Annotated in this window: 35 protein-coding genes and 1 other RNA gene; 1 reads left to right on the top strand and 35 read right to left on the bottom strand. The window is 49.2% G+C overall.

Features of this window, described 5'->3' with window-relative positions; genetic code table 11:
• Window position 1: 1 nt before the first annotated feature.
• Window positions 2–814: an AraC family transcriptional regulator gene (locus EYR25_RS19415; protein ID WP_133182341.1), complete on the bottom strand. Its 813-nt coding sequence runs from the start codon at window positions 812–814 to the stop codon at window positions 2–4.
• Window positions 815–893: 79 nt separating this feature from the next.
• Between EYR25_RS19415 and EYR25_RS19410 the strand changes: the two genes are divergently transcribed.
• Window positions 894–2,099, top strand: a complete 1,206-nt coding sequence (locus EYR25_RS19410) for an SLC13 family permease (RefSeq protein ID WP_243729919.1) — start codon at window positions 894–896, stop codon at window positions 2,097–2,099.
• Between the two features lie 78 nt (window positions 2,100–2,177).
• Here the strand turns inward: EYR25_RS19410 and EYR25_RS21450 are convergent, their stop codons facing one another.
• The 34 genes from EYR25_RS21450 to EYR25_RS19250 form a co-directional block, all read right to left on the bottom strand.
• A complete protein-coding gene (locus EYR25_RS21450) occupies window positions 2,178–3,881 on the bottom strand; it encodes a coiled-coil domain-containing protein (RefSeq protein WP_243729918.1) in 1,704 nt (567 codons plus the stop codon).
• A gap of 128 nt (window positions 3,882–4,009) precedes the next feature.
• Window positions 4,010–4,753 carry a tape measure protein gene (locus tag EYR25_RS21445; protein WP_425057232.1) on the bottom strand — a complete coding sequence of 248 codons (744 nt, stop codon included), beginning with the start codon at window positions 4,751–4,753 and terminating at the stop codon, window positions 4,010–4,012.
• Window positions 4,754–5,036: 283 nt separating this feature from the next.
• Window positions 5,037–5,195 (bottom strand): hypothetical protein, encoded by a 159-nt coding sequence (locus EYR25_RS21235; RefSeq protein WP_165953528.1) that lies wholly within the window; start codon window positions 5,193–5,195, stop codon window positions 5,037–5,039.
• A 179-nt stretch (window positions 5,196–5,374) separates the two neighbouring features.
• Window positions 5,375–5,704 (bottom strand): hypothetical protein, encoded by a 330-nt coding sequence (locus tag EYR25_RS19400; protein ID WP_133182339.1) that lies wholly within the window; start codon window positions 5,702–5,704, stop codon window positions 5,375–5,377.
• Between the two features lie 14 nt (window positions 5,705–5,718).
• On the bottom strand, window positions 5,719–6,627 hold the full coding sequence (locus EYR25_RS19395; protein ID WP_133182337.1) for a phage tail tube protein: 909 nt from the start codon (window positions 6,625–6,627) through the stop codon (window positions 5,719–5,721).
• A 4-nt stretch (window positions 6,628–6,631) separates the two neighbouring features.
• Window positions 6,632–7,042: a phage tail terminator protein gene (locus EYR25_RS19390; protein WP_133182335.1), complete on the bottom strand. Its 411-nt coding sequence runs from the start codon at window positions 7,040–7,042 to the stop codon at window positions 6,632–6,634.
• Window positions 7,039–7,470, bottom strand: a complete 432-nt coding sequence (locus EYR25_RS19385) for a gp436 family protein (protein ID WP_133182333.1) — start codon at window positions 7,468–7,470, stop codon at window positions 7,039–7,041. The genes EYR25_RS19390 and EYR25_RS19385 overlap by 4 nt, the downstream gene beginning before the upstream one ends.
• 2 nt (window positions 7,471–7,472) lie before the next feature.
• Window positions 7,473–7,988 (bottom strand): HI1506-related protein, encoded by a 516-nt coding sequence (locus EYR25_RS19380; protein WP_133182331.1) that lies wholly within the window; start codon window positions 7,986–7,988, stop codon window positions 7,473–7,475.
• A gap of 89 nt (window positions 7,989–8,077) precedes the next feature.
• Window positions 8,078–8,980: a Mu-like prophage major head subunit gpT family protein gene (locus EYR25_RS19375; RefSeq protein WP_133182329.1), complete on the bottom strand. Its 903-nt coding sequence runs from the start codon at window positions 8,978–8,980 to the stop codon at window positions 8,078–8,080.
• 7 nt (window positions 8,981–8,987) lie between these two features.
• The gene (locus EYR25_RS19370) at window positions 8,988–10,118 is read right to left on the bottom strand and encodes a phage protease (RefSeq protein WP_133182327.1); all 1,131 of its coding nucleotides are present in this window, start codon (window positions 10,116–10,118) and stop codon (window positions 8,988–8,990) included.
• Between the two features lie 78 nt (window positions 10,119–10,196).
• The gene (locus tag EYR25_RS19365) at window positions 10,197–10,583 is read right to left on the bottom strand and encodes a hypothetical protein (protein ID WP_133182324.1); all 387 of its coding nucleotides are present in this window, start codon (window positions 10,581–10,583) and stop codon (window positions 10,197–10,199) included.
• A gap of 176 nt (window positions 10,584–10,759) precedes the next feature.
• Window positions 10,760–11,218: a phage virion morphogenesis protein gene (locus tag EYR25_RS19360; RefSeq protein WP_133182322.1), complete on the bottom strand. Its 459-nt coding sequence runs from the start codon at window positions 11,216–11,218 to the stop codon at window positions 10,760–10,762.
• A 95-nt stretch (window positions 11,219–11,313) separates the two neighbouring features.
• The gene (locus EYR25_RS19355) at window positions 11,314–12,558 is read right to left on the bottom strand and encodes a PBECR2 nuclease fold domain-containing protein (RefSeq protein WP_133182320.1); all 1,245 of its coding nucleotides are present in this window, start codon (window positions 12,556–12,558) and stop codon (window positions 11,314–11,316) included.
• The gene (locus EYR25_RS19350) at window positions 12,558–14,306 is read right to left on the bottom strand and encodes a DUF935 domain-containing protein (RefSeq protein WP_133182317.1); all 1,749 of its coding nucleotides are present in this window, start codon (window positions 14,304–14,306) and stop codon (window positions 12,558–12,560) included. Before EYR25_RS19350 ends, EYR25_RS19355 begins: the two co-directional genes overlap by 1 nt.
• On the bottom strand, window positions 14,306–15,988 hold the full coding sequence (locus tag EYR25_RS19345) for a hypothetical protein (protein WP_133182315.1): 1,683 nt from the start codon (window positions 15,986–15,988) through the stop codon (window positions 14,306–14,308). Before EYR25_RS19345 ends, EYR25_RS19350 begins: the two co-directional genes overlap by 1 nt.
• On the bottom strand, window positions 15,988–16,560 hold the full coding sequence (locus EYR25_RS19340; RefSeq protein WP_133182313.1) for a DUF3486 family protein: 573 nt from the start codon (window positions 16,558–16,560) through the stop codon (window positions 15,988–15,990). The genes EYR25_RS19345 and EYR25_RS19340 overlap by 1 nt, the downstream gene beginning before the upstream one ends.
• Window positions 16,550–16,822 carry a hypothetical protein gene (locus EYR25_RS19335; RefSeq protein ID WP_133182311.1) on the bottom strand — a complete coding sequence of 91 codons (273 nt, stop codon included), beginning with the start codon at window positions 16,820–16,822 and terminating at the stop codon, window positions 16,550–16,552. The genes EYR25_RS19340 and EYR25_RS19335 overlap by 11 nt, the downstream gene beginning before the upstream one ends.
• A 2-nt stretch (window positions 16,823–16,824) precedes the next feature.
• A complete protein-coding gene (locus EYR25_RS19330) occupies window positions 16,825–17,121 on the bottom strand; it encodes a VpaChn25_0724 family phage protein (protein ID WP_133182309.1) in 297 nt (98 codons plus the stop codon).
• A complete protein-coding gene (locus EYR25_RS19325; protein ID WP_133182307.1) occupies window positions 17,121–17,456 on the bottom strand; it encodes a DUF2730 domain-containing protein in 336 nt (111 codons plus the stop codon). The genes EYR25_RS19330 and EYR25_RS19325 overlap by 1 nt, the downstream gene beginning before the upstream one ends.
• Window positions 17,453–17,665 (bottom strand): TraR/DksA C4-type zinc finger protein, encoded by a 213-nt coding sequence (locus EYR25_RS19320; RefSeq protein ID WP_133182305.1) that lies wholly within the window; start codon window positions 17,663–17,665, stop codon window positions 17,453–17,455. The genes EYR25_RS19325 and EYR25_RS19320 overlap by 4 nt, the downstream gene beginning before the upstream one ends.
• Before the next feature lie 84 nt (window positions 17,666–17,749).
• Window positions 17,750–18,319: a hypothetical protein gene (locus EYR25_RS19315; protein WP_133182303.1), complete on the bottom strand. Its 570-nt coding sequence runs from the start codon at window positions 18,317–18,319 to the stop codon at window positions 17,750–17,752.
• Window positions 18,316–18,873: a lysozyme gene (locus EYR25_RS19310; protein ID WP_133182301.1), complete on the bottom strand. Its 558-nt coding sequence runs from the start codon at window positions 18,871–18,873 to the stop codon at window positions 18,316–18,318. Before EYR25_RS19310 ends, EYR25_RS19315 begins: the two co-directional genes overlap by 4 nt.
• A complete protein-coding gene (locus EYR25_RS19305; RefSeq protein ID WP_165953527.1) occupies window positions 18,863–19,171 on the bottom strand; it encodes a hypothetical protein in 309 nt (102 codons plus the stop codon). The genes EYR25_RS19310 and EYR25_RS19305 overlap by 11 nt, the downstream gene beginning before the upstream one ends.
• Before the next feature lie 83 nt (window positions 19,172–19,254).
• A complete protein-coding gene (gene bamE / locus EYR25_RS19300; RefSeq protein WP_133182299.1) occupies window positions 19,255–19,635 on the bottom strand; it encodes an outer membrane protein assembly factor BamE domain-containing protein in 381 nt (126 codons plus the stop codon).
• 61 nt (window positions 19,636–19,696) lie between these two features.
• The gene (locus EYR25_RS19295) at window positions 19,697–20,143 is read right to left on the bottom strand and encodes a Mor transcription activator family protein (RefSeq protein WP_133182297.1); all 447 of its coding nucleotides are present in this window, start codon (window positions 20,141–20,143) and stop codon (window positions 19,697–19,699) included.
• Window positions 20,133–20,663 carry a hypothetical protein gene (locus EYR25_RS19290; protein WP_133182295.1) on the bottom strand — a complete coding sequence of 177 codons (531 nt, stop codon included), beginning with the start codon at window positions 20,661–20,663 and terminating at the stop codon, window positions 20,133–20,135. The genes EYR25_RS19295 and EYR25_RS19290 overlap by 11 nt, the downstream gene beginning before the upstream one ends.
• A complete protein-coding gene (locus EYR25_RS19285) occupies window positions 20,660–21,019 on the bottom strand; it encodes a hypothetical protein (protein WP_133182293.1) in 360 nt (119 codons plus the stop codon). Before EYR25_RS19285 ends, EYR25_RS19290 begins: the two co-directional genes overlap by 4 nt.
• Window positions 21,016–21,636 (bottom strand): gp16 family protein, encoded by a 621-nt coding sequence (locus EYR25_RS19280; RefSeq protein ID WP_133182291.1) that lies wholly within the window; start codon window positions 21,634–21,636, stop codon window positions 21,016–21,018. The genes EYR25_RS19285 and EYR25_RS19280 overlap by 4 nt, the downstream gene beginning before the upstream one ends.
• Window positions 21,636–21,854 (bottom strand): hypothetical protein, encoded by a 219-nt coding sequence (locus EYR25_RS19275; RefSeq protein ID WP_133182288.1) that lies wholly within the window; start codon window positions 21,852–21,854, stop codon window positions 21,636–21,638. The genes EYR25_RS19280 and EYR25_RS19275 overlap by 1 nt, the downstream gene beginning before the upstream one ends.
• Window positions 21,855–21,870: 16 nt before the next feature.
• Window positions 21,871–21,942, bottom strand: an RNA gene (locus tag EYR25_RS19270) — hammerhead ribozyme type II.
• A gap of 4 nt (window positions 21,943–21,946) precedes the next feature.
• Entirely contained in the window at window positions 21,947–22,399 is a 453-nt protein-coding gene (locus EYR25_RS19265) for a hypothetical protein (RefSeq protein WP_133182286.1), read from the bottom strand.
• 2 nt (window positions 22,400–22,401) lie between these two features.
• The gene (locus tag EYR25_RS19260) at window positions 22,402–22,926 is read right to left on the bottom strand and encodes a host-nuclease inhibitor Gam family protein (protein WP_133182284.1); all 525 of its coding nucleotides are present in this window, start codon (window positions 22,924–22,926) and stop codon (window positions 22,402–22,404) included.
• A gap of 14 nt (window positions 22,927–22,940) precedes the next feature.
• Entirely contained in the window at window positions 22,941–23,210 is a 270-nt protein-coding gene (locus EYR25_RS19255; RefSeq protein ID WP_133182282.1) for a hypothetical protein, read from the bottom strand.
• A 3-nt stretch (window positions 23,211–23,213) separates the two neighbouring features.
• The gene (locus EYR25_RS19250; RefSeq protein WP_133182280.1) at window positions 23,214–23,426 is read right to left on the bottom strand and encodes a hypothetical protein; all 213 of its coding nucleotides are present in this window, start codon (window positions 23,424–23,426) and stop codon (window positions 23,214–23,216) included.
• Window position 23,427 lies beyond the last annotated feature (1 nt).

The following is a 23,427-nucleotide window of genomic DNA, read 5'->3' as shown; positions in this document are numbered from 1 at the left end:
ACTACCGCGTGGCTTGCACGCTTTTCTGGGCGTATTCCTGAGGCGTGCAACCAAATAAGACTTTAAATGCTGCGCTAAAGCTACTGACACTTAAATACCCCAGACTATGGGCCACACCCGTCGTGCTCTCTCCTTGGGTTAACCGCTCAAGGGAGTTGAGTAATCGATATCTTTGGCGCCATTGTCTATAGGTCTGCCCGGTTTCGGCTTTAAAGAGTCGTTCTATGGTTCGAATACTCGCCCCTGCGCTTTGGGCTAATTCGGCCAAGCTACACTCCGCCTGCGGTTTGTTGATCAACAGTTGGATCACTCGGCCAAGACGCGGATCCGAGCCCGCATTCAAGTAGGTATTCACACTGTCGAGTGCATCTAATTCGTCTATGGCACTTAAGCCCAAGCGAAAATACTTAGCAGACGCCATCAAGGTGTCTTGGCATAGTTTCAGCACCATTTCACGCATTAGCGGTGTCATGGTGACCATCACTATCTGCGTATCCTGCTCTCTAACGCGATAACTGGGGTCGATATACAAGTTGCGAAGATGGGCATGGGTTTCACAGTTAATTTGATGACGACAATCACTTGGGATCCATACAGCATGGGTCGAAGGTACCACCCAAACCGCATTGTCGCTCTGTACCCGTAAAATCCCTTTTGCCGCCCAAAGTAACTGCCCCCGAGGGTGAGAATGGGGTTCGACGCCCATTTCGGCCTCGAGATTGCGCGCATTACTCAAGACGGGACGATTAGCGTCTAACGTGAACGCAAATTGGCTTGGCGCCAACATTGCCGCTTTAGAAATAACATCTGGCATATTACCACCTTAAAACGCCATATCAACTGGGCTATCTTAGGTCGCAATATCAATACCTGCAATATAAAGGTGATCCCCTATGGGTAAGTTAAGTATTAAAAAATGGCTAGTCTTTAGCGCCATGCTCGTCGCAGGCTTGTTGGCCATGTTTCCACTACAGCAACACCCTGCAGATTTTTCCTATAGCGCATCGGTCGTTCTGATTACTTTGCTATTTTGGAGCACAGGCTTTATTCCGCCCTTTATGGCGGGACTGATCTTTTTTGCCCTAGCGACTATCTTTAAACTGATCGACCCCAGTGCGTTGTTTTCGGGATTTAGTTCGGCGGCGGTGTGGTTAATTATTTCTGGCTTTGTGATTGGTAGCGCCATTTCAGAGTCGGGACTGAGTCGCCGCCTTGCCGCCCTTATCGCTCCAGTGTTAACCATGAGTTATCCGCGCTTGGTAGCGGGACTCGTCATCAGCGCGATGTTACTGGGATTTGTAATGCCATCCTCGGTTGGACGCGCGGTAGTGATGCTCCCCATCGGCATGGCTTTGGCCGAGCAGATCGGGTTTAGCCGTGGCAGTAATGGCCGGATAGGCATAGCAACCGCCCTAGCACTGGCCTGTAATATGCCAAGCTTTGCGGTGCTGCCAGCTAATATTCCCAACATGATTTTGTCCGGTGCGAGTGAAAATCTGTTTAACGTTCATTTTGGCTATGCTGAATATCTGTTTATGCACTTTCCGATTTTAGGTCTACTCAAATCAGCCATCATAGTAGCGCTCGTGGTGTATTTGTTTCCGGCCAAGATTGATAAAAGCCAGATTAAAGCAGCGACGGATATCGAAGCGTATGATGTGGCCAAGCAGGTTAAACTCAGCGTGTTACTCATCATCACCCTGTTATTTTGGGTAACAGACTCATGGCATGGGATTAATCCGGCTTGGGTAGGACTAACGACTGCCATTATCCTCTTGCTGCCCAAATGGGGCATTATTGAGCCGAAGCGTTTTAATCAATCGGTTGATTTCTCAACGGTTATCTTTGTTGCCGCTGCACTCGGACTAGGCGCCTTAGTCAATCAATCAGGGCTAGGAAACGCACTTGGCCAAATGTTCAGCCAATACTTGCCTTTGTCACAAGGCAGTTCTTTCCTCAACTTTATGTCCTTATCGCTGATATCGACCTTAACCGGATTAGTTGCTACCGTGATCTGTAGCGCGATAATTGCGGCGATTTTTCACGATAATTCAATTTCTGACTGTTCCACATATAGCCAATCAAAACTCTCAATTTGAAACTAATATCAATGATGGAAGGCTATAAAAAGGAAGGGATAACGCGATAATCATCCCCCCTTGATCTAAATGACCAATTTACCCACGAATAGAAGTCCACGTATCTCCACGCATATTAATATCATCAACCACGGCGGCTTTGGTCATTCTCACTAACATGGGTAACACTTCTTGCAACGAATTGGCTTGAGCCTCGTTTTGCACAACTATAGTGTTACTTTGTTGTACCATCACACTTCGGCCATTACCACCTCCATTCGCTGTCGCCTGCATAGCATTCATCAAGGTTTGTTGCTGTTTGCGGGTGTATATGGTTTCTCCACCATCAAGTAAATAGGTGCCTTCACGTGGGATCGTACCTCCGCCATGAAACTTGCCGATGATGCTTGGCAATAATGCCAATGCAGCCGTCATGGCAGCCATACCAACAACTGCACTACTACCCCATGATGCCATTGCGGATGTCGCTGCGGCAGGTGCCATTGATGTTGCTATCGATGTCCCTGTTGTTGAGGCTGTCGTTTTAGCTGTTGCGGCAGACGTTGCCATAAGCCCTTTATCTAAAGCAGCCATCGCAACCTTTTTTACGCCAATCTCTACTAGGCCCGCTACGACTTGCTTAATGGCTCCTTTAGTGAGCTGCTGTAATCCTTCACTAAAATCCTTTGATTCAAATAAAGCATCGGCAGTAGCCGTGCCCATTCCTGCGGCAAATCGATCAAAAGTTTCTGACCACATAGCATCAAACTGTGATGTCATCCCGCCATTAATACTCATCATGGCCTCAGCATGTCGCCGCTGTTCGGCTTCTATCAGGGCATTAATCTGTGCACGCTTGGCCACCTCTGATTCAGGGGTATTGTTCAACTCGGTATTGAGCACATCTAGGTTATTGCTATGTGTCTGTTGCTCGGCATATTTAGGATTAAGTTGATTTTGTAACTGACTATATGGCGTAGCCGCTTCATACTGGTTCTTAAGTTGGGCCAGCAAGCGAGTACGTTCGGCAATTGGCATGTTAGTCAATTCAAAATGATATTTTAATAAGGCTTCGTGCTTTGCATATTCCTTGGCCGCAGCGGTAACGGGGTCAATCGCGCCTAGTAAGGTTTTAAGTTGATCTTCGCGCTGCTTCTCAGCGTCTTTATTTTTCTTGGTTTGTTCTTCTGAAGCCTTGGCTGCATCCAAATCAGCTGCAACTTTTGAAAGCTTGTCGGCCATTAGTGGATCAAGCCCTTTAAGCGCCCCCATTTCCAGTTCATAACGCAGCTTAGCTGCTTCCGAGGTTTGACCATAAAGCGTTAACTGCTTTTGCAAATTGATCAGCATTTCAGCCGCTGTCTTAGTGAGATTGGGGTCAATAATTGGACCAGGTGATGCATTGATCTCGGGCATACCTACAGTAAATAAGGCTTGCTGCTTTTTACTGGCAAGATCTAGCTGTTTATTTAATTCTTCTGCCCGAGCTTTTAGCCGTTCTATTTGGTCATAATTTCCCGTCATTCCTCCCCATGCATCAAATGCTGGTTCTCGATTGAGCCTATCGATCTCTGCGGAGGTTGCAATCAGCTCATCCCGCAATGACTTCATTTCAGTACCAAGTACACGCACTTTGGATTGACGCTCAAGCTCTGATAATTGCTGATACTTCCCGACCAATGTTTCCATTGAGTCGCTCAGCTCATTGGTTGAGTTAATTGCATCGCGTGCGCCGCTAGCCCAATAAAGAAGCCCTAATCCCGCCATCGCGGCGATACCAACGGGACCACCAAATAATGCCATCGTCGCGTTGTATGTTCTGGCAGCTAAGGTCGCTGAAGTAGTTGCAGCAGTCACTGCTTGACGGGCTGCGGTAAGCCTTGCCTCCGCAACAACGGCTTGACCTGCTGAGATAGACGACGCTCTCAGTGCTAAGGGCGAGTTTCTTCTGCCTTAGCCGCGGCCAACGTCATGGCGCGATTTTTTGCGCTTGCCACCTCATTGGCAATCAAACTATAAGTATGGGTGCCTAGTGCGGCTGTTCCGCGCCCTAAAGCAACGGCCGCCCCTGTCCCAACTACATCTAATAAGGTGCCAAAGTTTTCACTTAAGCTCACAATACCGCTCGCAAGGTGGGCTGTAACACCATAGGTTTCGTTGCTTTTACCAATCCAATCGCTATAGACATTATTCAGGGCCGTCAGCGCATCTCGCACCGCTGTAGGCATATCTTCTACGGCTTTAAGGTTTTGTTGGTGCGATTGCAACAATGCATTGGTCAGGTCGGTAATCGACAACTTACCCGAGGTACCCAATAAACGGATCTCCGCGCCAGTTTTACCTGTGGCGGCGGTAAGGTTATTGAGGATACTCGGCATTACCCCAAAGATAGATTGCCAGGCATCGGCCTCAACCTTGCCTTTCTGAATCGACTGGGACAGGGCATCCTGTGCCTGCTGTGCTTTATCCGCGCTGGCGGCGTTAGTCACTAGCAAGGCGCTGTAGCTGTCCACAATATCAATGGACTGGTTTAGGTTATAACCAAGGTCGCGCAAAATCGGCGACATACGAGTAAAGTTTTCACGGGTTTCNGTCAGGCTGCGATAGGTTTGGTTGGCGCTGGCCACCATGCGCGATTGAGCATATTCATACTCTGCCGCACTGGTGGTGGCCATCTTCATCCGTGACGCCATTTGCCCCCACTCATCGGCGCGATCAATAAGATCCATGGCGGTTAATCCACCTGCAAGCGCAAGGGCGGATTGATATAAACCACCAAAGCTTTGCCGTGCATCATCCGCCGAGGTGGCCGTTTTATCCAATCCTACCGCAGCCGTTTTACCCGCTGTGCCCGTGGCCTGTAACTCACCCGTTAAGCCGATGAGTTCTTTTTTCGCACCACCCACCACGGTCACCAGCTGGCGGCCGTCGGCGGTTAATGTCAGTGCAAGTTTTAAATCATTCATCTAATTGCTCATTAAAAATGTGAGTTACTGTGGTGGCGATAAGGCGCAGTTTTAGATAATCATCCTTGCTGTACTGGCGCTCGGCCATCTCGGCATCGGCTTTCACTGCCACAATATCAAGCCCTTCACACACGCGGCCTTGCCAGCGCATTAACTCCGCGACTTGACACCACCATACCAGGGCGCTTTGGTGCTCATCCCAAAAGAGTACTTCTGGGTCGTCATCCTCGATGTCAGCCTCAATCCCAAGGGCTTTTAAATCATCATCGAGTTCGCGCTGTTCTTTATCGGTTAATGGGTTACGGGCATATAACGCCCGTAACCCATCGGTTAGTTTTTTCTTGCGGCTTCGCCCGTTGAGGCTCTAAGGTAAGCATTGGTGACGGCCAAACTAAATGGCTGCCATTGATAAAGCGCGGCGCGATTGTCCAAGGTGGCTTCCATAGGTTCACCATTCGCATCACTAATGCCATTCCACCCGAGTAGCACGCGATCAAATGCGGCTTTAGGGCTTTGACGAAACAGCGCAATCCATTCATCTTCAGGGATAAGCTCTAGATCGACAGTAATCTCGTGCTCAGTCACTTGGCCTTTATCGCCCGATACCTTGAGGGTGGCGGGCCATTCTTTAACAATCCGCTTTTTGGTAAAGACAAACATAAGTTCTCCTGGTGCTATTTAGTGGTTAATTGATCGATGGTTGAAATGGGTTTAAACGGGATTTCATAGGTCAGTGTGCCATCCTGATCGCCATACTCTGGACGGCCTAACGAAATCCGTGAGCTGCTCCAAACCACTTGGTTAAGGGCGCTACCGTGGCTAAACTCCATCGCCACTTCGGTGTTGTTGGCGGCTAAGGTAAAGGGGTCAAACTCGGCCAGACTAGCCGCTTCGATAATGATCTTACCGCTGGGTTTAAAGTCGGTGATCAGCACTTCTTCAAAGCCCACATATTCGGTATAAGCAACCGTGTTGGCTTGGTCATACTCAAAGCTAATCAGTTTGGCCGCAGCTCCCGCTAGCGAAAATGCGCTGTGTTTAACGCCCACTGGCTGTGGTTTTTTCCATGCGGCAAAGTTGGTGGCGGGCATAGCAGCGGCCGTTACGGGCACAAATAACCCCGTAAAGGTAAACATAATGCTCGGCAGTTCTTTGGCTTTCGCTGAGATTTTAAAGGTGCCACGGGCACCTAATAGCGCATGCAGTACGCCGTGGTAGTTCATGTACATTGTCAGCGAGGCGGTGCTGTCTTCATTAATGGCCATCACCACACTGGATGCACCAGGGGTAATATCCCGTGAGCAGGCTTGCACCAGTGGTGCCCATGCTGGGGCTAAGTTCGCGGTGCCGCTTCCGGCCAAGTCCACGCTAAATTCAACCGTGGCATAGACCTCGGTTGCCAGTTCTGGGCTATTGCCGAGTTTGCCGTCGTCATACTTCAGCTCGGTATTGTCCCCAGCCATAGGGACGATTTTGACATCTCGCCCGAGCACAGCCACGGGGACGCCTGCGGCTATCGCATCCACGCCATAGCTGGCTTCAAGGGCAAACAGTAATGCTTTTTTACGTGTTTTACGTGCCATAGTGTTAAACGCCGATGGCGTCCTCCGTGTATTCAGTCGTAAATTTATCGAGCCAAGCAACTGTGCCTGGGCGCGATGGTTGTAACTGGCCACCGCTTAAGTACAGCGGCGTGTAATCTTCATGGGGTTCCCAGCCATAGAGCAGCTGGCGGATCTGGTTTCGCTCTGCAATCACATCAGGCTGGGCATTATTGCGGGCAGGCACGACCAGCAGCACACCAATTGTTGTGGCGATGTTTTGGCGATAAAGCCCCATGCCTTCAACTAACGGGCCTACACGCTCTTGTAAATCGAGCACAAACAGTTTTTGCCGTGGTACGTTTTTATCCTGCAAGTCACTGAGCGCGATTAAGCCTTCAACATCAACGAACTGAGTCTTAAGGCGGGCGATGATCAAATCAGGTATAGAGATCATACAAACCCCTTGCTTGACTGGCGTGACCAAACAGAGCCTGCCGATTGCACCTCGGAGGTATTGCTACCTTCTGGCGTGTCTGTCACAGGTAAGCCCAAGGTCACTGAGCCATTGCTGATTTTATCTAGCAGTTTAAGTGCATCATCGTGGCGCTTGGTGACTTGCTCCGTTGCTCGCTCGTCGTATAGGTAGTAACGGGCTAAGTCGCAACTCACCCGATTTAATACATCGGGCACAGTTGCAAGGGGCAATGGATAACGTGCGGCTAAATAGCCATCGATCGTGGCTTTCGCATCATTAAGCGCGGCATCAATCACCGCGCTATCCATCACACCAGCGCCACTACGATCACTTAAATCAATAAGCTCAGCCTCGCTAAAGCGGTTTTGCATATCGGCTAGGGTCGCATAGGGCGTGGCGTAGCTCATCGTTATGCACCTTGCTCAGTGGTCAGTGCTGTGGCCGCATCGCTAGTGGCATCATTCTGGGCATCGGCAGGCACTTGCACCTGAACTGTCGCAATGGCAGCAACTAAATCAGGTTTGTTCATGCTCTTAAAACCGACAACGTCTAATGACTCAGCCAGCTTTTTCAGCTCAGGAACTGTCATATCAGCCAAGCTCTTTTGCTCGCCATCCTGGGTTACGACGCCGCCAATCGTGCCAGTTAACTCAGTGGTGGTTACACCATCTGCACTATTTGCAGTGCCCACACTCCCTTGCGTTTGTGCCACACCAACCGTGCTGGTGTCACCCGCGCTAGGTAAGCTTGCAGGTGCAGCTTCTTCGATGCTAAGCACCAAACGGGGGTCAGCGTTAATGGCTTGTAACTGAGCATCGGTAAATGCCGTTGCTTCAAATTCATTTTTGCCTTTAGCAAATCCGACACCCGCACGGCGATAGCCATCATGGGCACGGCAAGTAACAACAATCGTTTTCTGAGACATAACATGGGTTCTCCTAAGAAATACGAGGGCCTAGACACTAGGCCCTTGAAGGAATGACGTGACGCTCTAATCGCAGAGCGTCCTTATTCCTACATATAATCAGCCACTAACACTTCGAGCTGACCTGCCAAGGTGTTGGTGTCGCCATTAATGGTTTGCTTCATGGCTTCGAGTGCGGCCTGTTGCTGAGTACCGCGTACCACCAGCATATTGGGCTTGATACCCAATGGCTTGCCGCCATCGGCTTTAAACCCGCGCATTTCTTGGATTGCGGCCCAAATATTGGCGGCGGTTAATGGCTTGGTGGAGCAATAGGCCATTTGCCAGAAGCCGTAACCGCCGTTAGCACGGCAATCTACGCCATAGCGGAACTGTTTAGAGGTAAATACCGCTTCATCATCCAGCTTGGTCATGGCAGTAAACTGCATTGCCTTACGGTCTTGATAAATCAGCGGCTTTAAAGCGCGGGTGGTATCGAGTAAGTACCACTTGGTTTGCGGTGCACCACCGTTGTTATCGTAGTTACTGACGCTGGTCACAGCGCCTGTACCATCGTGATTGGCGTACACTGGGTGGTCGGTATCAAAGAAGTTTTGCCCGTCGTAACACAAGCTACTGGTGCCCGCATCGAGCATCGGGAACAGCAGTTCGTCAGGGAAGACTTCAGAGGAACGGCCCATTTCCTCAAACATTGGCGCATACACACCAATTTCATCATCTTCAATATCGTCACGATCAACACCAATCGAAGATTCAAAGGGCTTGTTAATTACCGCGTAAGAGCTAGCGGTCATATCGTTAATCACACGATCGCCAATCCATTCGCGGAACTTAGGCCACTTACCTAACCAACCGTAAGTATTGGACTTACTGGTCGATTTGATCACTGTAGCAATTTTGCTGTATTGGCTTGCGGCTTGGCTCTTGCCCTTTTCAAATGACTGATTAAAGCCTGTCATCAGGGCGGTGAGGGTTGCTGGTGTAATAATCATTGGTCAATTACCCCTGTTTAGAAGCGGCAAAGTCTTTGTGACTAATGCCAAGTAAGTCGGCGACCTCTTTGTCTTCCGCTGTTAAGGCGGCTAACCCCTTGTCTTTATCAAGGTCTGTGGTCGTAGTGGTGGTTTGGGTGGTGGTGAGTGCCGCAATGGCCACGCGATCGTTAAGCATGGCTTTAAGGGCTGCCACGCCTTTTTCTTTACCCACGGTTTCTAACCACTCACGGTCAGATTTGCCGTAGATCTTGGCCTTTTCTTTGTCCAGCAACTCGGCCACAGCATCGCTGCCCGCTTGCTTACTGAGTGCGGCCACCTGCACTTGCAACTCATTAAAGGCCGCAACAGGCACAAACTGAGATGGATCGATACCAGTTGGTTTGGCCTTGAGCGCTGCAATTTCTGTTGCTGCGGCCGTGGCCGAATCGGTGTTTGCCTTAATGGCGGCAATGGCCTTATCAATCAGCGCTTTTAGGGCGGCAGCATCTTCGAGGTTTACCCCCTCGACGCTGATCCCGAGCGCTGCGAGTAGGCGCAGTAGCTCTTCATTCATGGTGTTGTCTCCATTAGTGGGGTTGTAAGGTGTAGAACTTTTAAGTGCGGCGATGGCACGCATACCATCGAGCGCGGGTTGATTGGTGAGGGCCACGTGCAGCAGCTCTAGCACTTGGCCTGTTGTCTTGCTGTAGGAAAATACCGCACTGATATAGCGGTATTCTTTGGCTGCAATGTGGGCGCTGGCTTTAGGTGTCCATTCCACCGGATTAGCAAACAAACCTTCCCCAGGCACATAACGCAATGCGCTGCCTTTAAACCAGCCCGCAGCGGGGGCGGGTTGGCCGTTTTTCTCAGCGTTGAGGGTTTGGTGTTCATAGTCAAAGTGAAAGTCGTTCACTTGAGCCATGGCTGCGGCTTGGATAGATTGCCAAGCGGCATCATTCATTAGCCATTGGCCAGTGGGTACATCGAATGGGCGGCCATCCGTGGCCTTAAACAGTCCATCTGGGAGCAACTGCACACTGGTATCGCCAGGCTCTAGCGCTAGCGAGCACGCCACTGTGCCCACAGTCTCTGACGCAGAGGCTTTCACTGAAAGTGCAGCAACAGCAATGGCAATCTCGTTTAATCTAGGCATAAAAAATGGGTACTCAGTTAACGTGAGTACCCATTCTGTGGTGAGCGGTAAAACTATCGGATTGGAAAGGTTTCGGGATTAATTAATTTGGATTTGATATTGGCTTAAACAACCTTTAAACGCTTCCACTTCACCAGTGGTATTAATGAGCGCCGCAGCACTACTCTCATACAATGCAACCTTGCCATCATTCATTACATCGGCGCTCATAATCAGGTAGTTCATCGTTCCTGTATAGGTTTCAACTCTAAACCCTGTAGCGCGGGTTGATTGACGAACCTCAATGTTTACCCCGCCCCAATGGGCTTTATTAAAACCATCCGTTAAACAGTCAACAAAGTGGGCCACGTTATTAGGCATAATGTTGCCGGATGAAATAACCGTAAATTCTTCGGTGTCGGTTCTGGTTGGCGAAGCGCAAGCGGTAAGCGAAGCAACAAGTAAAATGAGTAAAGCCTTTTTCACATGCATATCCTTATAGATAGTTAACTTGTTTCAATATGGGTCGGCAGCATAACCCAGTTTAAAACCCGTTTAAATCCTCCTGAAATCGTTTAAGTGGTTTTTAGATAAGCCGTTATACCAAGTTGTGTATTGCGTCGCTTAAATCGCGTTTTAGGCGCTCAAGCAGTAAATAAGCCCTAAGTCATTAAATAGTCGCCAATGGTGGCAATAATCTCGGCCTCATCGGTTTCGCTAACCCCCAAATAAGGACGCTCTGGGATCGCTTTATTGGGGATCATGCTATTGGGCGCGGTAGTGCCACCAAATTGATGCATCGCGGCATAAACCATAGTGCTACCCAGTTGCATTTGGTCTTCGGTGGTTTGGTAAACCAAGTTATACAGGTAACCCCGCTCAATCAAAATCTTGTCTTGGTTACGGCTTTTGACACTAAGGGTATAATCGCTCAGCGCCGCAAATGGGGTTCCGTCAGGGGATTCTCCTGCGGTAATGCGGTCTTGGGTGCTTCCTCTGAGATACTCTGCAATTGCATTTAAAGCAGGTTGTAAATTCTGACCTCGATCAATCAACTGTTGAAATGCAGTAACCGCACCATCAAAACCCTGTTCAGTAATAGTGATCTGTGTACCAGCCATGTGCTATGCTCTTAAGTGTTCAAGTGGTGAAGGTGAGGCTCGGCTCAATACCGTAAACCGCTGTCTGCATAGCCGAGACTATGCAAGATCCTAAATCATTCCTTTGCGCTGTAAATCAACATCCCTTGTCGCTGTCCATTTATATAGTTCAGTTGCTTTACTGGGATAAATGTCCATGCTTCCAACACGCCCTTAGCCACTTGCGCTACGACTAATTGCCCCTTGTACTTACCCGCATTAACCATCCGAATAATCCGCCAACGTAACTCAATCTTGCCCGTGCCTTTGTGGCGCTCAAACGATGCCCATACTTCATCAGGTTGGGTTAACACTTCGGGTAATAGCGGCAGCAAAGGAGCGCGGGCGATATCGATATGTTTGGCTAAACTTGCGGCATTTACGTACACAGGGTAAGGGCCACTTTGCCACACGGTATCAGCCCCACCGAGTACCTGAGTGGCTAAGGCTTGTAATTCGGCTTGCGTGCTTACCTTGTCGGCCAAGGCCACAGTATTAGGGTGTAAGGGTAATAACTCAGGTCGGCCTGCGGTTCGCCAGTTCCCAGCGGTGAGAGGTTCCCAGGCTTCGCTTTTAATCGCACGCCATTGCGCCATAGCGTTGTCGGTAAGCTGCTGACCTAAATGGGTTTGCCCTGGTGAATAATCAAAGCCAGGGTCAATCCCTTTAGGCACCTTAAGTACTTCACCCGTTTTAGGGTTTACCCATTCATAGCTTTCATCGGCGGGCAATTGACTAACACTTAAACCTTGGCGTTTGAGTTGGCCCTCAGTCATCCCGCGTACCGAGCAAGTGCAGCCCCAACCGTTCTGTGGGAAATGCGTTGTCCACCACGGGCTACTCGCTGGCAACACCATATCGTGCCAACGTAAATGATCTTGCCTTGGGGTGGCGCTATGGCCGTGTTTATATTGCCAGTAGGGGAATTGTTGCAGTTGATCCCAGCGCCCCGCGTTGTAGCTTTGGCGCATATTGGTATCGTAAATAATCTGCGCTCGCCAGTCGGCATTACCCGTATGATCCCAACCGTGCTTGGCCACTATGGTTTTAAACTGCTTTTTAAACTCGTTTAAACTCATGCCCTCGCTTATGGCCTTATCCACCGATTGTCGTAAGTCGGTAAGCAATTCGGCCTTTTGTGCCCCTGCCACCACAAAAGCACGGCTGTGCATTCCACCCCACAAGTCATCCCACGCCTGCGTTGGCATATTCAACTTTTGCCGAAAAAAGTCGATAGCCTGTTGAAATTGTACGCCGCCGTATTGGGCTGTGGGCGGTGATTTTAAGGGCACGGATTTTGACGGCACTGATTTTGGAGACATTAGTTACCAAGCTCCACATCATAGCGACCAGCCAACGCAGCAGTAGACATGGCTTGCTGCATAATCGCCGCCAGCTTTGCCGCTCCTTGGTTGCTGTAGGCATTTATTAGCACTTGCTCGATTTGATCCCAGCTTTCAGCCTTTTCAACTAACGCGGCAATACCTGTGATCTCCGCATCCAGCTGTGCCCCTGCGGCATTAGCAAGGGACTGAGTAAGCGGGGTCAGCTCCATGGTTTTACTGGGCATTTGCTTAAGTGATGCGATAGGGGTAGGCATTCCCCCTAGCATTTCATCAATTAAGGATTCAGGAATAGCAGGGAACCCCGCTTTAATCAGCGCTCTAGCACTGTTTTTATCAATCTGTTCAGCATTAAGTTGCGTGATAATTTCACTAAGTGACTTAATTTGAGCACCGTTCAGTGCGGTTTGCTGGATTGAGTCTGCACCAGTTGTGGCCTGTCCGTTTTGTTCCATAGGCAAGTTACCACTCGAACCCAATACCGCTTCACCTTCTTTGGGCATAGGAATGCGCAGCTTTTCATTTACCCAGGCGCTCGGGATTTTTGCACCTACGTTCACCAGTGAGGGTATTGCTTGGCTAAACTGCACTAAATCTTCGGCTTGCTGAGTATCAAACACTAAGCGGGCACGGCGGCGAGGATGGCCAAAGGTGGTGCCATTCATCATCACCAAGGGCCACACAAGATCGCGAGTTAAGGTGGAGGCAATTTGGCGCAAATCTGAGAGCAGCAATTCTTCGCGCACTTCGTTATGCACATTACCAAGGGCATTGGTTGAACTCTTACCATCCGCTTGGCTGGTGAGTGTGCCACCTAAAATGGCCTTAGATTGGCTGCGTTCTGCCCAATCTAGCATGGCCATATAGGGGTCGCTCGCACCACGGGCTGCATCCTTAAACTCAATTTCCATCCCCTTGGGGATAATTCCGCCCGCGTTATGGCCAATGCTCATAATAGCTTGCAGCAAGGTGGCCTTTTCTTCCTTACTGGCACCATTAGGGTATTTACCTAGACGTAGTGGTAGGCCATAGATTTCTAAAAACTCGGCAAGATCCCTAACCGAATAGTTCTTAAACAGGAAGGGCCACGCCAATACACGCACTAGGCCTGCCCGCGCCACATAGCCCGACTTGGCTTTATGGGTATGTTGTACCCAGCCCAGTGGCCAAAGTTCCTCCTTACCGCCACCATCAAGGCGCAGTAAGACTTTATTGCGGTTGTTATCATCCACGGTAAACCGCCGTGCGGGGATAGACTCAAACTTATTTGGATACCAAATGCTGCCATCTTGCTCCCAATGGATTTGGCTATTAGCGACACAGCGTAAAATGCCGTCGCCCATATCGAGGATCAAATCTTCAAAATCGGGGATGCCGTTAATCACATCGGTGACCATATCCGCATCACGCTGTTCGTCCTTGCTAGCGTTTGGGGGAGGCACAATTTGCCATGCCTTACCCAGCAGCGCATTCTTGCGCTTTTGCAGTTCGGCCATGATATGGGCGTCTTTTTCTTCAATATCATCGGCCAGATCAAACTGGGCAGTGAGATTGTTATATTCCGCATCCTGCATAATCGCTGCTAATCGCGCAGGGGTTAGCCCACTGGTAGGGTGCTCAGCCCACTCTTTACGAATAAAGCCCACTTGGGCACGGTCGGTTTGTTGATTATTTAAGGCGGGGTTTGCACGCCCCAGCCGTTGTTTAATTTGCTCTGGCGTGGCCATTACCAGCCTCCTTTAGTCGACACGCTATAATCACTATCTTCATCAGCGTGGTGGTTATAATCGCGGCTATTGCCATTACCGTCCCAGCGGCTAGCGGATTTAGGTAAGGCGGTAAATTCGATGGCGCCGCCCTCCATATATGACGCCCTAACGGCCATACACAGGGCAACGGCAAAGTCACCATGGCGCTTGCCTTTGCTATTGTTTGACTCTAAGTCAGCCTTACGACCTTTATCGATCGAGGGGATACCATTAACTAACTTGATATGCTGTAAGTCATCGAGCACGCTTTGGTGACGGGGGATCTCAAGGTTAAATGCCTCAAACTCCCCCTTCATTTTTGGCATCCACTCGTGATACCAGCTCTGTGACAGGTTCACTTGGTCAACCATTTCAGTGCCGTATCTCAGCGCGGCTTGCTCGGCTAAATAGCCGCCGTTACCTGTGGCATCAAACGCCAAACCCACAAGCCTTGGTAAGCGATCGCAGATGTAAAACATCACCTGTCTTTGCTGCTCGTAGGTGGTGTCCCTCAGATCCACCACAAAAGGAGCGCGCTTTCTTAAATCGGGTTTAATGGCCAAAGGCACAAACACGGTTAAGTCGCCACGGCGAGCAAAGTCTTCACCAAATGAGTGGTTATGATCGGGATTGAGTCTGGCCAGTTCTGGTTTTAAATGCTGCTCGCACCAATCGTGCACTTCGGCTTCGCGCATTTCTGGCGTCCAGCTCATGAAGTTTTCAGGCGCTTCAAAACGGTAGATAGGGATAGAACGATCGGCCACCATCGCCGTTTCAATCAGCACCCGACTTAAATAGGTACCACCAGACTTTTTCGGCACACAGCCATATTCTTCATCGGCGCTTTCTTTATTGGGGGCGTTTTTATATAGCCCATCGCGCCAGGCAATTTCACCTTCGGGAGTCCATGTTTGGCCTGTGACATAGCAGATACGCTTATATAAGCCATCAGCAATGGCATCATCTAAGGTAATACGGTGAATGCTATAGTCTTTGCGGCCCTCTCTGGCATCATTAATCAGGCTATTAAAGAGGTTATCCACGCCATTGTGGGTACTGATTAATCTAACCTTGTTGCCCCACATAGTTAACGCTAGCGCGGCCTTTAGCAGTTCTTCTAAAGACTCGTGGAAGGCGGCCTCATCGATAACCACATCGCCTTGTAAACCACGTAGGTTAGAGGGGCGCGAACTGAGCGCCTGAATTTTCCGCCCCGTCTTGGGGAAGCGGATCATATAGGTGAGAATTTCTTCTTTTTTCTCACTATCCCAAAAGGTTTGTTCGTAAACATCTGCCTCAGCGAGTTGGTTAAACGCACGGGCAAACAGCGCACAGGCGGCGATATATTCCAGCGCCATCTCTTTTTTGCTGCCAACGTAAAAGGTATTACAACCTCCACGGCGGCGCGGTTTGGCGGCTTTGATAACGTTACGTCCAGCCTCGGCCCAAGTTAAGCCGGTGCGGCGGCTTTTCTCGGCAATCATGATCTGCGCTTCATCTTCAAACCAGCGTTGCTGATAAGGCAAAAACACGGGTTCGTTGGCGGGCTGCGCCTCAACAATCTCTTGCGGTACATCGACACCCGCCAGCGCCATTTCTTCGGCTAGATCAATTTTGCGTGGACTGGTGATAGGTGTTAGATGCAAGCCTGATTTCGCCATTATGCTTTCCCTAATAGAATTTGGCGGATTTTGCTTTCGAGCTGCTCACTCATCCCATCTTCACCGCGTAGTTCTTCCGTCACGGCATTGGCGGCCTCGGCGGCAAAAGCTTGGCGGATCTCTTTCTCGCGCTTATGGCTAGCCATGGCGGCAGACTCCAAACGCTGCACCGCTAACATGGCATCTTTAATCATGCCAACGTCGGCACCTTCGCCCGTTTCAGACTCGTTTAACAGGGCTTTAAATAGCTGTGAACGCGCCATTTCAAGGATCAGCTTAGTGACTTCACCCGTGGGTTTATCGCCCAATTCAGCCGTCCACACTTGGGTGATCTCACGCATTTCCCTTAAGGATTTACCCACGGCCTCCATCTTGGTGGCATAGCGATTAATACCCGCGCGGGAAAGCAACTGTTCTTCTGGTAAGCCTGCGGCTTTAATCAGGGCATTGATTTCATTAAGCAGATCAATTTGCTGAATCGAGCCATCACGCAGCCCTGCATCGAGGCGCTTACGGATATTGGCAGGCAGCAAATCCACTTTAGAGCGGCGGCCTCGGGTTTCATTTGCCATTGTCAGCTCCTTTAGAAAGCTTCAATGAATCAGCAATATCGGTATTGGCTTGAGCCATGGCCTTTTGCAGTGCTCTCTCGGCCTGTGCGCATTGGGGCATTTTGGCTAAGTACTTTTTACGAAAGTCACCTTCGATATACTGCTTGCCCTCTTTTTCCAACATGGGCTTGAGCACTTCTCTTTCTAGGTTGGCGGCAACCAAACTCAGGGCTAAGTGATAAAGCACTTTCTTTTGGCCAGCGGTTAACGGTTTAACGGCCATGGCTATTCTCCCGCCCGTGGACGCTTAACGCCTGGCACTGTTGCGCGGCCTGTGGCTACATCTTGGCCGCGACCTGTTAGGGTGGCGGTGGTCACTTTGCCCACTTGCTCAGTTTTAATCAGCCCTTGCTCGGCCAGCCACGCGAGCTGCACCTTTAACGTGTCACGGCTAATATCGAGGCCATAGGCAATCAAGCCATCTTGTAAGATGGACTCATTGAGTGCGAAGGCTCCCGCCTCGGTCAGTAATCGAAGCACCACTAGGCGTTGGTGCTCATTGATAATTTGCTGCATCGCCATTAATGGCCTCCTTTCAGTTCGTTTTCGAGAAGCATGTCGGTCTTTTTTTCGAGTCGGTTAATGCCCTGTTCCATTGAGCCAAGCCGTTCAACTAAGCCCGCTAGGTTTTTATCGAGATCATGGAACTCTGGACGGGTCGGTATGTACTCCAATACCATTTCGGTTTCGCTTAGGCGCTTGTCGATTTCGGCCACCGCTTGGACGACCTTGTCGTGCTCGATGCGTGGGGTAAAGCGAGTGCTAAACCACGCCATTAACAGGGCGCAGAACACGCTAATCACGCTGCCAATAAAGCCCCAGTACTTGCCGAAAAATTCAAATAACGATTCGATCATAAACGCGTCCCATAGCGCTGCTTTTGGCGCTTATCTTCATCCTGTTGGCAACTAATACAGCGCTGGGCTGTGCGTCGTTCTGGCTCCACCGCCTCATGGCAATCAATGCAAATGCCATTGCCCTGAGGCTGTTGTTTATGGCGGGCGGCATCAATGCAAGCATCTCGCTCGCGGGTTTCCATCGTGCTCGCCCAATCAGGTTTATCCATGGGGTTCCTTATTTTGTTTGGTCTGCTTGGTGCCGTTGCCGCCAATCGTGTATGGCTTGCCAGTAAAGGTTGCATTGCCCCAAGTCAGCGATCAGAGACAGCATCAGCTCGGCCATTGCGGGATTGGCTAGGCACACTATTTGCTGCGTCAGTAGGCACTGGAGCACGGGGTGTGGCACTTGGGTCACTTGGCACTCGCGCATCAGTACTACGGGCGGCAACACATAGGCTGTCGTGTAAACGGGCACGTTGCGCACAATCGGCTGCGTGGCTGAGCAAGCGCACAACATCATTAGGCACATGAGCATCGCGCCATGCTTTAGCATCTTCATTGGTAGTGTCCTGCAACAGTTGATTGAGTTGATTTTTAAGGGCGTGATGGCGACCTATTAGCTCTGCCTTTTGCAGCGAGACTTGCTGTAATTGCAGGGCAAGCTGCTCTGATTCAGCCGCTAATGCGGCCCTATCGGCATTGGATTTACGCAAGCTTTCCGCCAAGTTATCCGCATCGGTTTGCAACGTTGATTTATCCGCTAGCGCTTGGGTAAGTTGGTTTCTTGTTGTCGCTAATTGGTATTGAGCTAAGCAAAGCACTGCCACAAAAAGCGACACGATTAGCCATTGAATGGCGGTACTAATTTGGGCGGGCGTCATTGCGTTATCCCTCCGGCTGTGAGTTCGGATAAGCAAATGGCTTGCTCTTCGGCTCGGCGTTTAATCAGTCCATTTAGGCGCACTTTGACACCTAGGCGGGTGCCATACGTCCAACCATTGCAAACGCGCTCACCCGTTTGTGGGTTGGTAGAACAGGCTTGGGTTAGTTCCATGCAGGCACCTACACGATCCCCTGCAAGTAACTTTTTACGTAGGGTTGAGCTGGCAAAGTTGCCGTATCCCGCCCAATGCAAAAACGATAAATAAGCGGCGTGCTCGCTGTGGGTGAGCTTTACAGGTGCGGTGAGGCTGAGCAGTTGCTTATCTTCCTTGGCGATATCCTTGGCAAAAATCTCCATGCATTGCTGCTCGGTAAAGGTTTGCCCAAGCTTCAAGTCTTTACTTGTATGGCCACGGCAGGCGGTAAGTACGCCCACGGCATCGACATAAACCGTTAGGCTATTGCCTTCCCATTTATCGGTAAGCTGTGCGCCAGTAATCGCAGCCGAACTTAAGCCTGCGGCCATTAAAAATGCCTTGAGTTTACTGTTCATTCGGCACCTCTATAGCTTGTGCTTTGCGTTCTTCGCGGGCTTTTTCCTTTGCTTTCAATACGTGCAGATAGGTGACGCTATGCCAGCCCTGGGAGTAATAACTCTGGCGGGTGGCGCTGTGGCTATAAAGGGGAGGAACGGCAGGCACATTACCTGCTAGCTCGGCTTTGATACGTGCATTAAAGCCGTCTAAAGCGCACTGCCGATAGACTCGATTTGAGATGCGCTTAGGTCGCGCGTTCGCAATCGGCATGCTGTTAACGCCGCTGCGATAGTTGTTGTGGGTAACAAAGGCCATAAAAAAACCGAGACAGTGAACATGGGTTCATTGTCTCGGCTTAAGGGTTTGGAGCGGATTGGAAAGGTTTCGGGATTGTCTAGCTAGTTATTAACATTGAGTTGATCACCCAATGGAGCCTCAGTGTAGGTGTAATTTGTGACGGTATCTTTTTCCACTAAAACCTCTAACTGTTTCTTAACCCCTGTTGTATTTACCTTCATTGCAAATACGTAGCTTTGGGCTTTTGAAGTAACATCTGTATAGAGATAAACCCATTTTTCACTATTGGCATCAATAATACTTTTATTGAATGGCTGGCCCAATAGTGACACTAATTGCTCAGTAGTGGTTTCACCTTTTTTAATATGAGTAATTTGTTTTTCATCAAAATTAACCCCTGTGGTCATTCTTGAACTTGCACATGCGGTAAGTCCTATCACAACTAATACAGCAAGTGCTAACTTTATGTTTTTAAATATCATTTCAAACTCCCTTAAAATACACTTACTAAACCCGCACAACTTAACACGTTAAGTCATAAGATTAAAACAACCGTCTTTGCTTTCTAGCCACATAGGCGGCACGCTGTTCGGCCACAATCTCGCTGATCCTACGCTCTGTTAAACCATAGTCGCGGCTTAATTGTTCCAAATTATTACCCTTAAATTCGTTCCAAATCTTGATATCCCGTAGCGCTTTTTTAAGGCTTTCGCCATTGGGGATATACATATCACGGCCGCCAAAATAGAGACTTAAGCCTGTGGCTAAATCCTCACTGATACGATCAGCATTACTTACCCCATGCTTTTTTAATGTCACTTGCATTAATGCGCTCAGGCTTTGCAACGTAGAGGGCCAACGGTGAATAAAGTCGCTACGTTCATCGTCTTTAAGCTCACTTAAGGCAGCCAATGCTTGTTCCAGTTCGGCGGCATTGGTCGCGAGCAAATCGAGCTGGTTATCCTGTTGGTTATCGAAGTTAGGCTTCATCGTTACCTCCGCGATCCATGGGCTTGGACTTTTTAGCATTTGCTTTAAATCTTGCCATTTGCTCGTCAAATTTCGCCTTAGTTTCAGCAAGGCTTTCTGGGCGGCCATAGCTGGTGATCTCAATGCTTGGCTTGGCATTAGCGACATGCACAGCGACGGGTGCTATTGCGTGTAGGCTAATGCTTTCGAGTACTTTTTTTAGATAGTTATGGTTTGTCAGCTGGCGGTGCTGCCCCTCAATCCTTGCGGCGCGCAGCTTGGTTACGGTTTCTTCTAGCGCAGCTCGTAACCAGTCACGATTAGTGGTGAGTGCTAAGGTGTCGTTAACTAATACCAAGGCACGGCTAAAGCTCAGATCGCTTTTGGCTGGACGAAACAGGGCGATATAGTTCATCAATACGCGGCCTGTTGCGCCATCAATGGGGGCAAGAATCCCCAGCAGCTCGCGCGCGGCCTCGTCATTTACCATGGCATCAAGATGAATAGTGGTGTGGCACACAGGGCAACGGCACAACTTCATGAATGAGAACCTCCATTACGCATCCCAATCCTAAATTCCAACTTACTGATTTCTCTTGCTAGTTCATCCCGTAAATTCTCTGTCTCGGATTCCTTATCCATCAATTTAACGAGATCTTTTTTCATAATATTCACAAGATTTTTTTCACGTTTTGCTAACTCCTCCAGCTGCTCAAGCCCTTTCTGCGTGAAGTTTCCCTTACTTAAAACAACGTTCGCTTGTTGACGTAACTTGATTAATTCAGAGGGGGCACTAATTATTTCTTGGCAAGCCGCTTTAGCTTTTTCAGTTGCCGAACACTGGCGACGAAACTCTTTTTTTAGTATTTCGAGTACTAACTCATCACCGTATTTCATTTACTGACCTCAAGATCCGTGGGTAGTGCGCTGCGGCCATGGCCTTCATATTGGGCGACGATTTCATCGTAGCTGGCTGGGCGGGTGCCGCGCTCATTCATTTTTAAGCGTTCACCACGGGCAATAATGCGCTCGATTAACACTCGCTTATGCCAGTTTTTAAGGCTTTCTAATACCTTGTAGGCTTGATCCTCAGTTAACCAGGCGGTTGCATCTACGCCCTTGTTTTGACTGCGAAGCGTCATACGGCGCACATAGGCATCGAGCGCCGACTCACTGTTATCCTGGATCACTAAGTGGTGGCCCATGGTGATCCAAATAGCGCGAATTTTATCGATTGAGGCCACTTTACTGCTGCCAGCTGCTGGGCTTAAACGGCGCTTTTTATGGATGTTTAACGTGGGTTTAAAGCCCTTTTGTTTAAACACTTCGAGCGCCTGCTCTAGCTCGGGTAAGGTCATGGCACGCAGCGAGTCTTTGCCTGTGGCATCTTTTAACATGGCGCGGTAGATAGCCTCATCGAGCTGCAATGATCCCTTGGCCACATTGATTAAGGTAATTAGACGCTTCTTACGTTGAGCGACTGGCGCAGGGGTTTGTTGATTAGTGTCGAGCATTATTCGTCATCCTCATCGGTTGTCGTTACGATTACGCGAACAGCTTTGGGCTGGCCTTTACGCTGCGGCCAACTAAGACCTAATGCCCCGTTAAGAAAATTGATCGCCCATTGTTCTTTTTCTGCCTCCAACTCTTCTTCAGTTTTGCCTTTACGAACGAGCCGTAATGAACAATTTGCAATGGCATATTTGAGTAAGCGTTTCGCGTAGGGGGTCATTCATCTTTACTCTTTTTATTAGCTGCTCATCAGTACCCAGCCACTACGCTGGATAGACCGCGCCCCATCACTGAGGCGGGTTTCGCTTACGGTTAACTCAGATTCATCGTCAGGGCTAAGCAATCAGCTTTAGTCACTTCCAAACCTTTTAACTTTTTAAACTGGCGGCAGAGCACCGAAGCTTTAGAGTAATAAGGTGAAAGCCAAACCAATTTGTCATGTAAGTTGGGATATTCTTTTTTCGCTTTACGCTTGCCGAGGATCTTCTCTATCTCTGCAATATCCTTTGGCTTGTATCGCGATATGGTTCTATGGCACCAAACCTCTGGTAAAATTTTGGGCGCATCTTCAGTTAAATTTTCAACCTGTGTAAACCATTGCTCATCAATAGAACTATCAATAAAAACGGCTAAAACGGTTTTAGATTCACCGTCGCGACAACGCCTGATAGTTAATTCATGTCCTTGATAACTGAAACTAATATTTACCATTAATCCCGCCATTTCCGTTTCAAGCTGTTGCCATTGCTCTTTTGTGATCGCCATAATTACACCCCCGCGTCCTGTTCAAATGGGACAATCGCAAAATCTTCAATCCCTGTCTTAATGGTGATCCCCGCCACGCCTGCGGCGGCTTTCGGCTCGGCTAAAATGGCGTCTTTATTGATTTCTTCTTTAGTCCGGATAAAACGGTCAAGCTTGAGAGACTTGAGGTTTTCCAACACAGTATCGATACCGCGAATAGATACCGATGGCGGTCTCATACGCCATGACACTTCACCCGTGATAAGATTTGCAGTCTTGGTTTTTCCGCCCTTAGTCAGTTCATCACGATTCGACTCACACCAGCTTTGGACTCCCGCAGTTAATACCCCAAGATCTTTCTTTATTGCTTCTAGTTGTGGGGAATACGCCTCTGCAACCGCTGCAATTTGGTCATTCATTTGTGTTTCTAAGCGCAGTGCTTCGCGTTGTAAGTCGCCAATTTTGCGGATATCACAGGTCACATCTTGTTTGCTCTGTGGCACATATAGCGCCGCAGCTGCTTTAATTCTTTTAGGTTTTGTAGCCATATTTAACTCCTTAATTAATGTGCTTTTCTTTGGGCTGCTGCCAGCATTTCTGAAAGAGTTTGGTCTTTCTTTAATTCCGTATTCATCACCTTGCGGCCAGTTAGCTCGACCATATCTTTTGTTATTTCAGGCAGGATGTACTCCATGCTCTTGGCAAGGCTCGCAACAACGGCATCCGACAATGTTCGCTGGCCTTTTTTAGAAACTTCTAACTTCATTTCCACTTGAATGCCTGTAGTGTTTCCCACTTCACCATCGTTAATTTCAATAATTAGCTTGGCCATGGATTACTCCTCCCAGCGCACGGTAACGCCGTGAAATTGCACCGCCATACAACGGCGACGAATGCCTTTTATGTTCTCGATAATGTCCACAGCCATGCGGCGAAAATCGGCACTCGGCTTGTCGATTTGCACAACTTTCACGCCTGAGTGAACTACCTTCATACCGCGTAAATGCAGCGCACTAATCACATCGAATTTAGGGTTTTGGTGTCTCATG

Origin of the sequence: Shewanella decolorationis, from assembly GCF_004354305.1 — a bacterium.
GTDB classification, from domain to species: domain Bacteria; phylum Pseudomonadota; class Gammaproteobacteria; order Enterobacterales; family Shewanellaceae; genus Shewanella; species Shewanella decolorationis.
Note: the sequence above shows the minus strand (reverse complement) of the source record. Positions and strands in the feature narration are given on the sequence as shown.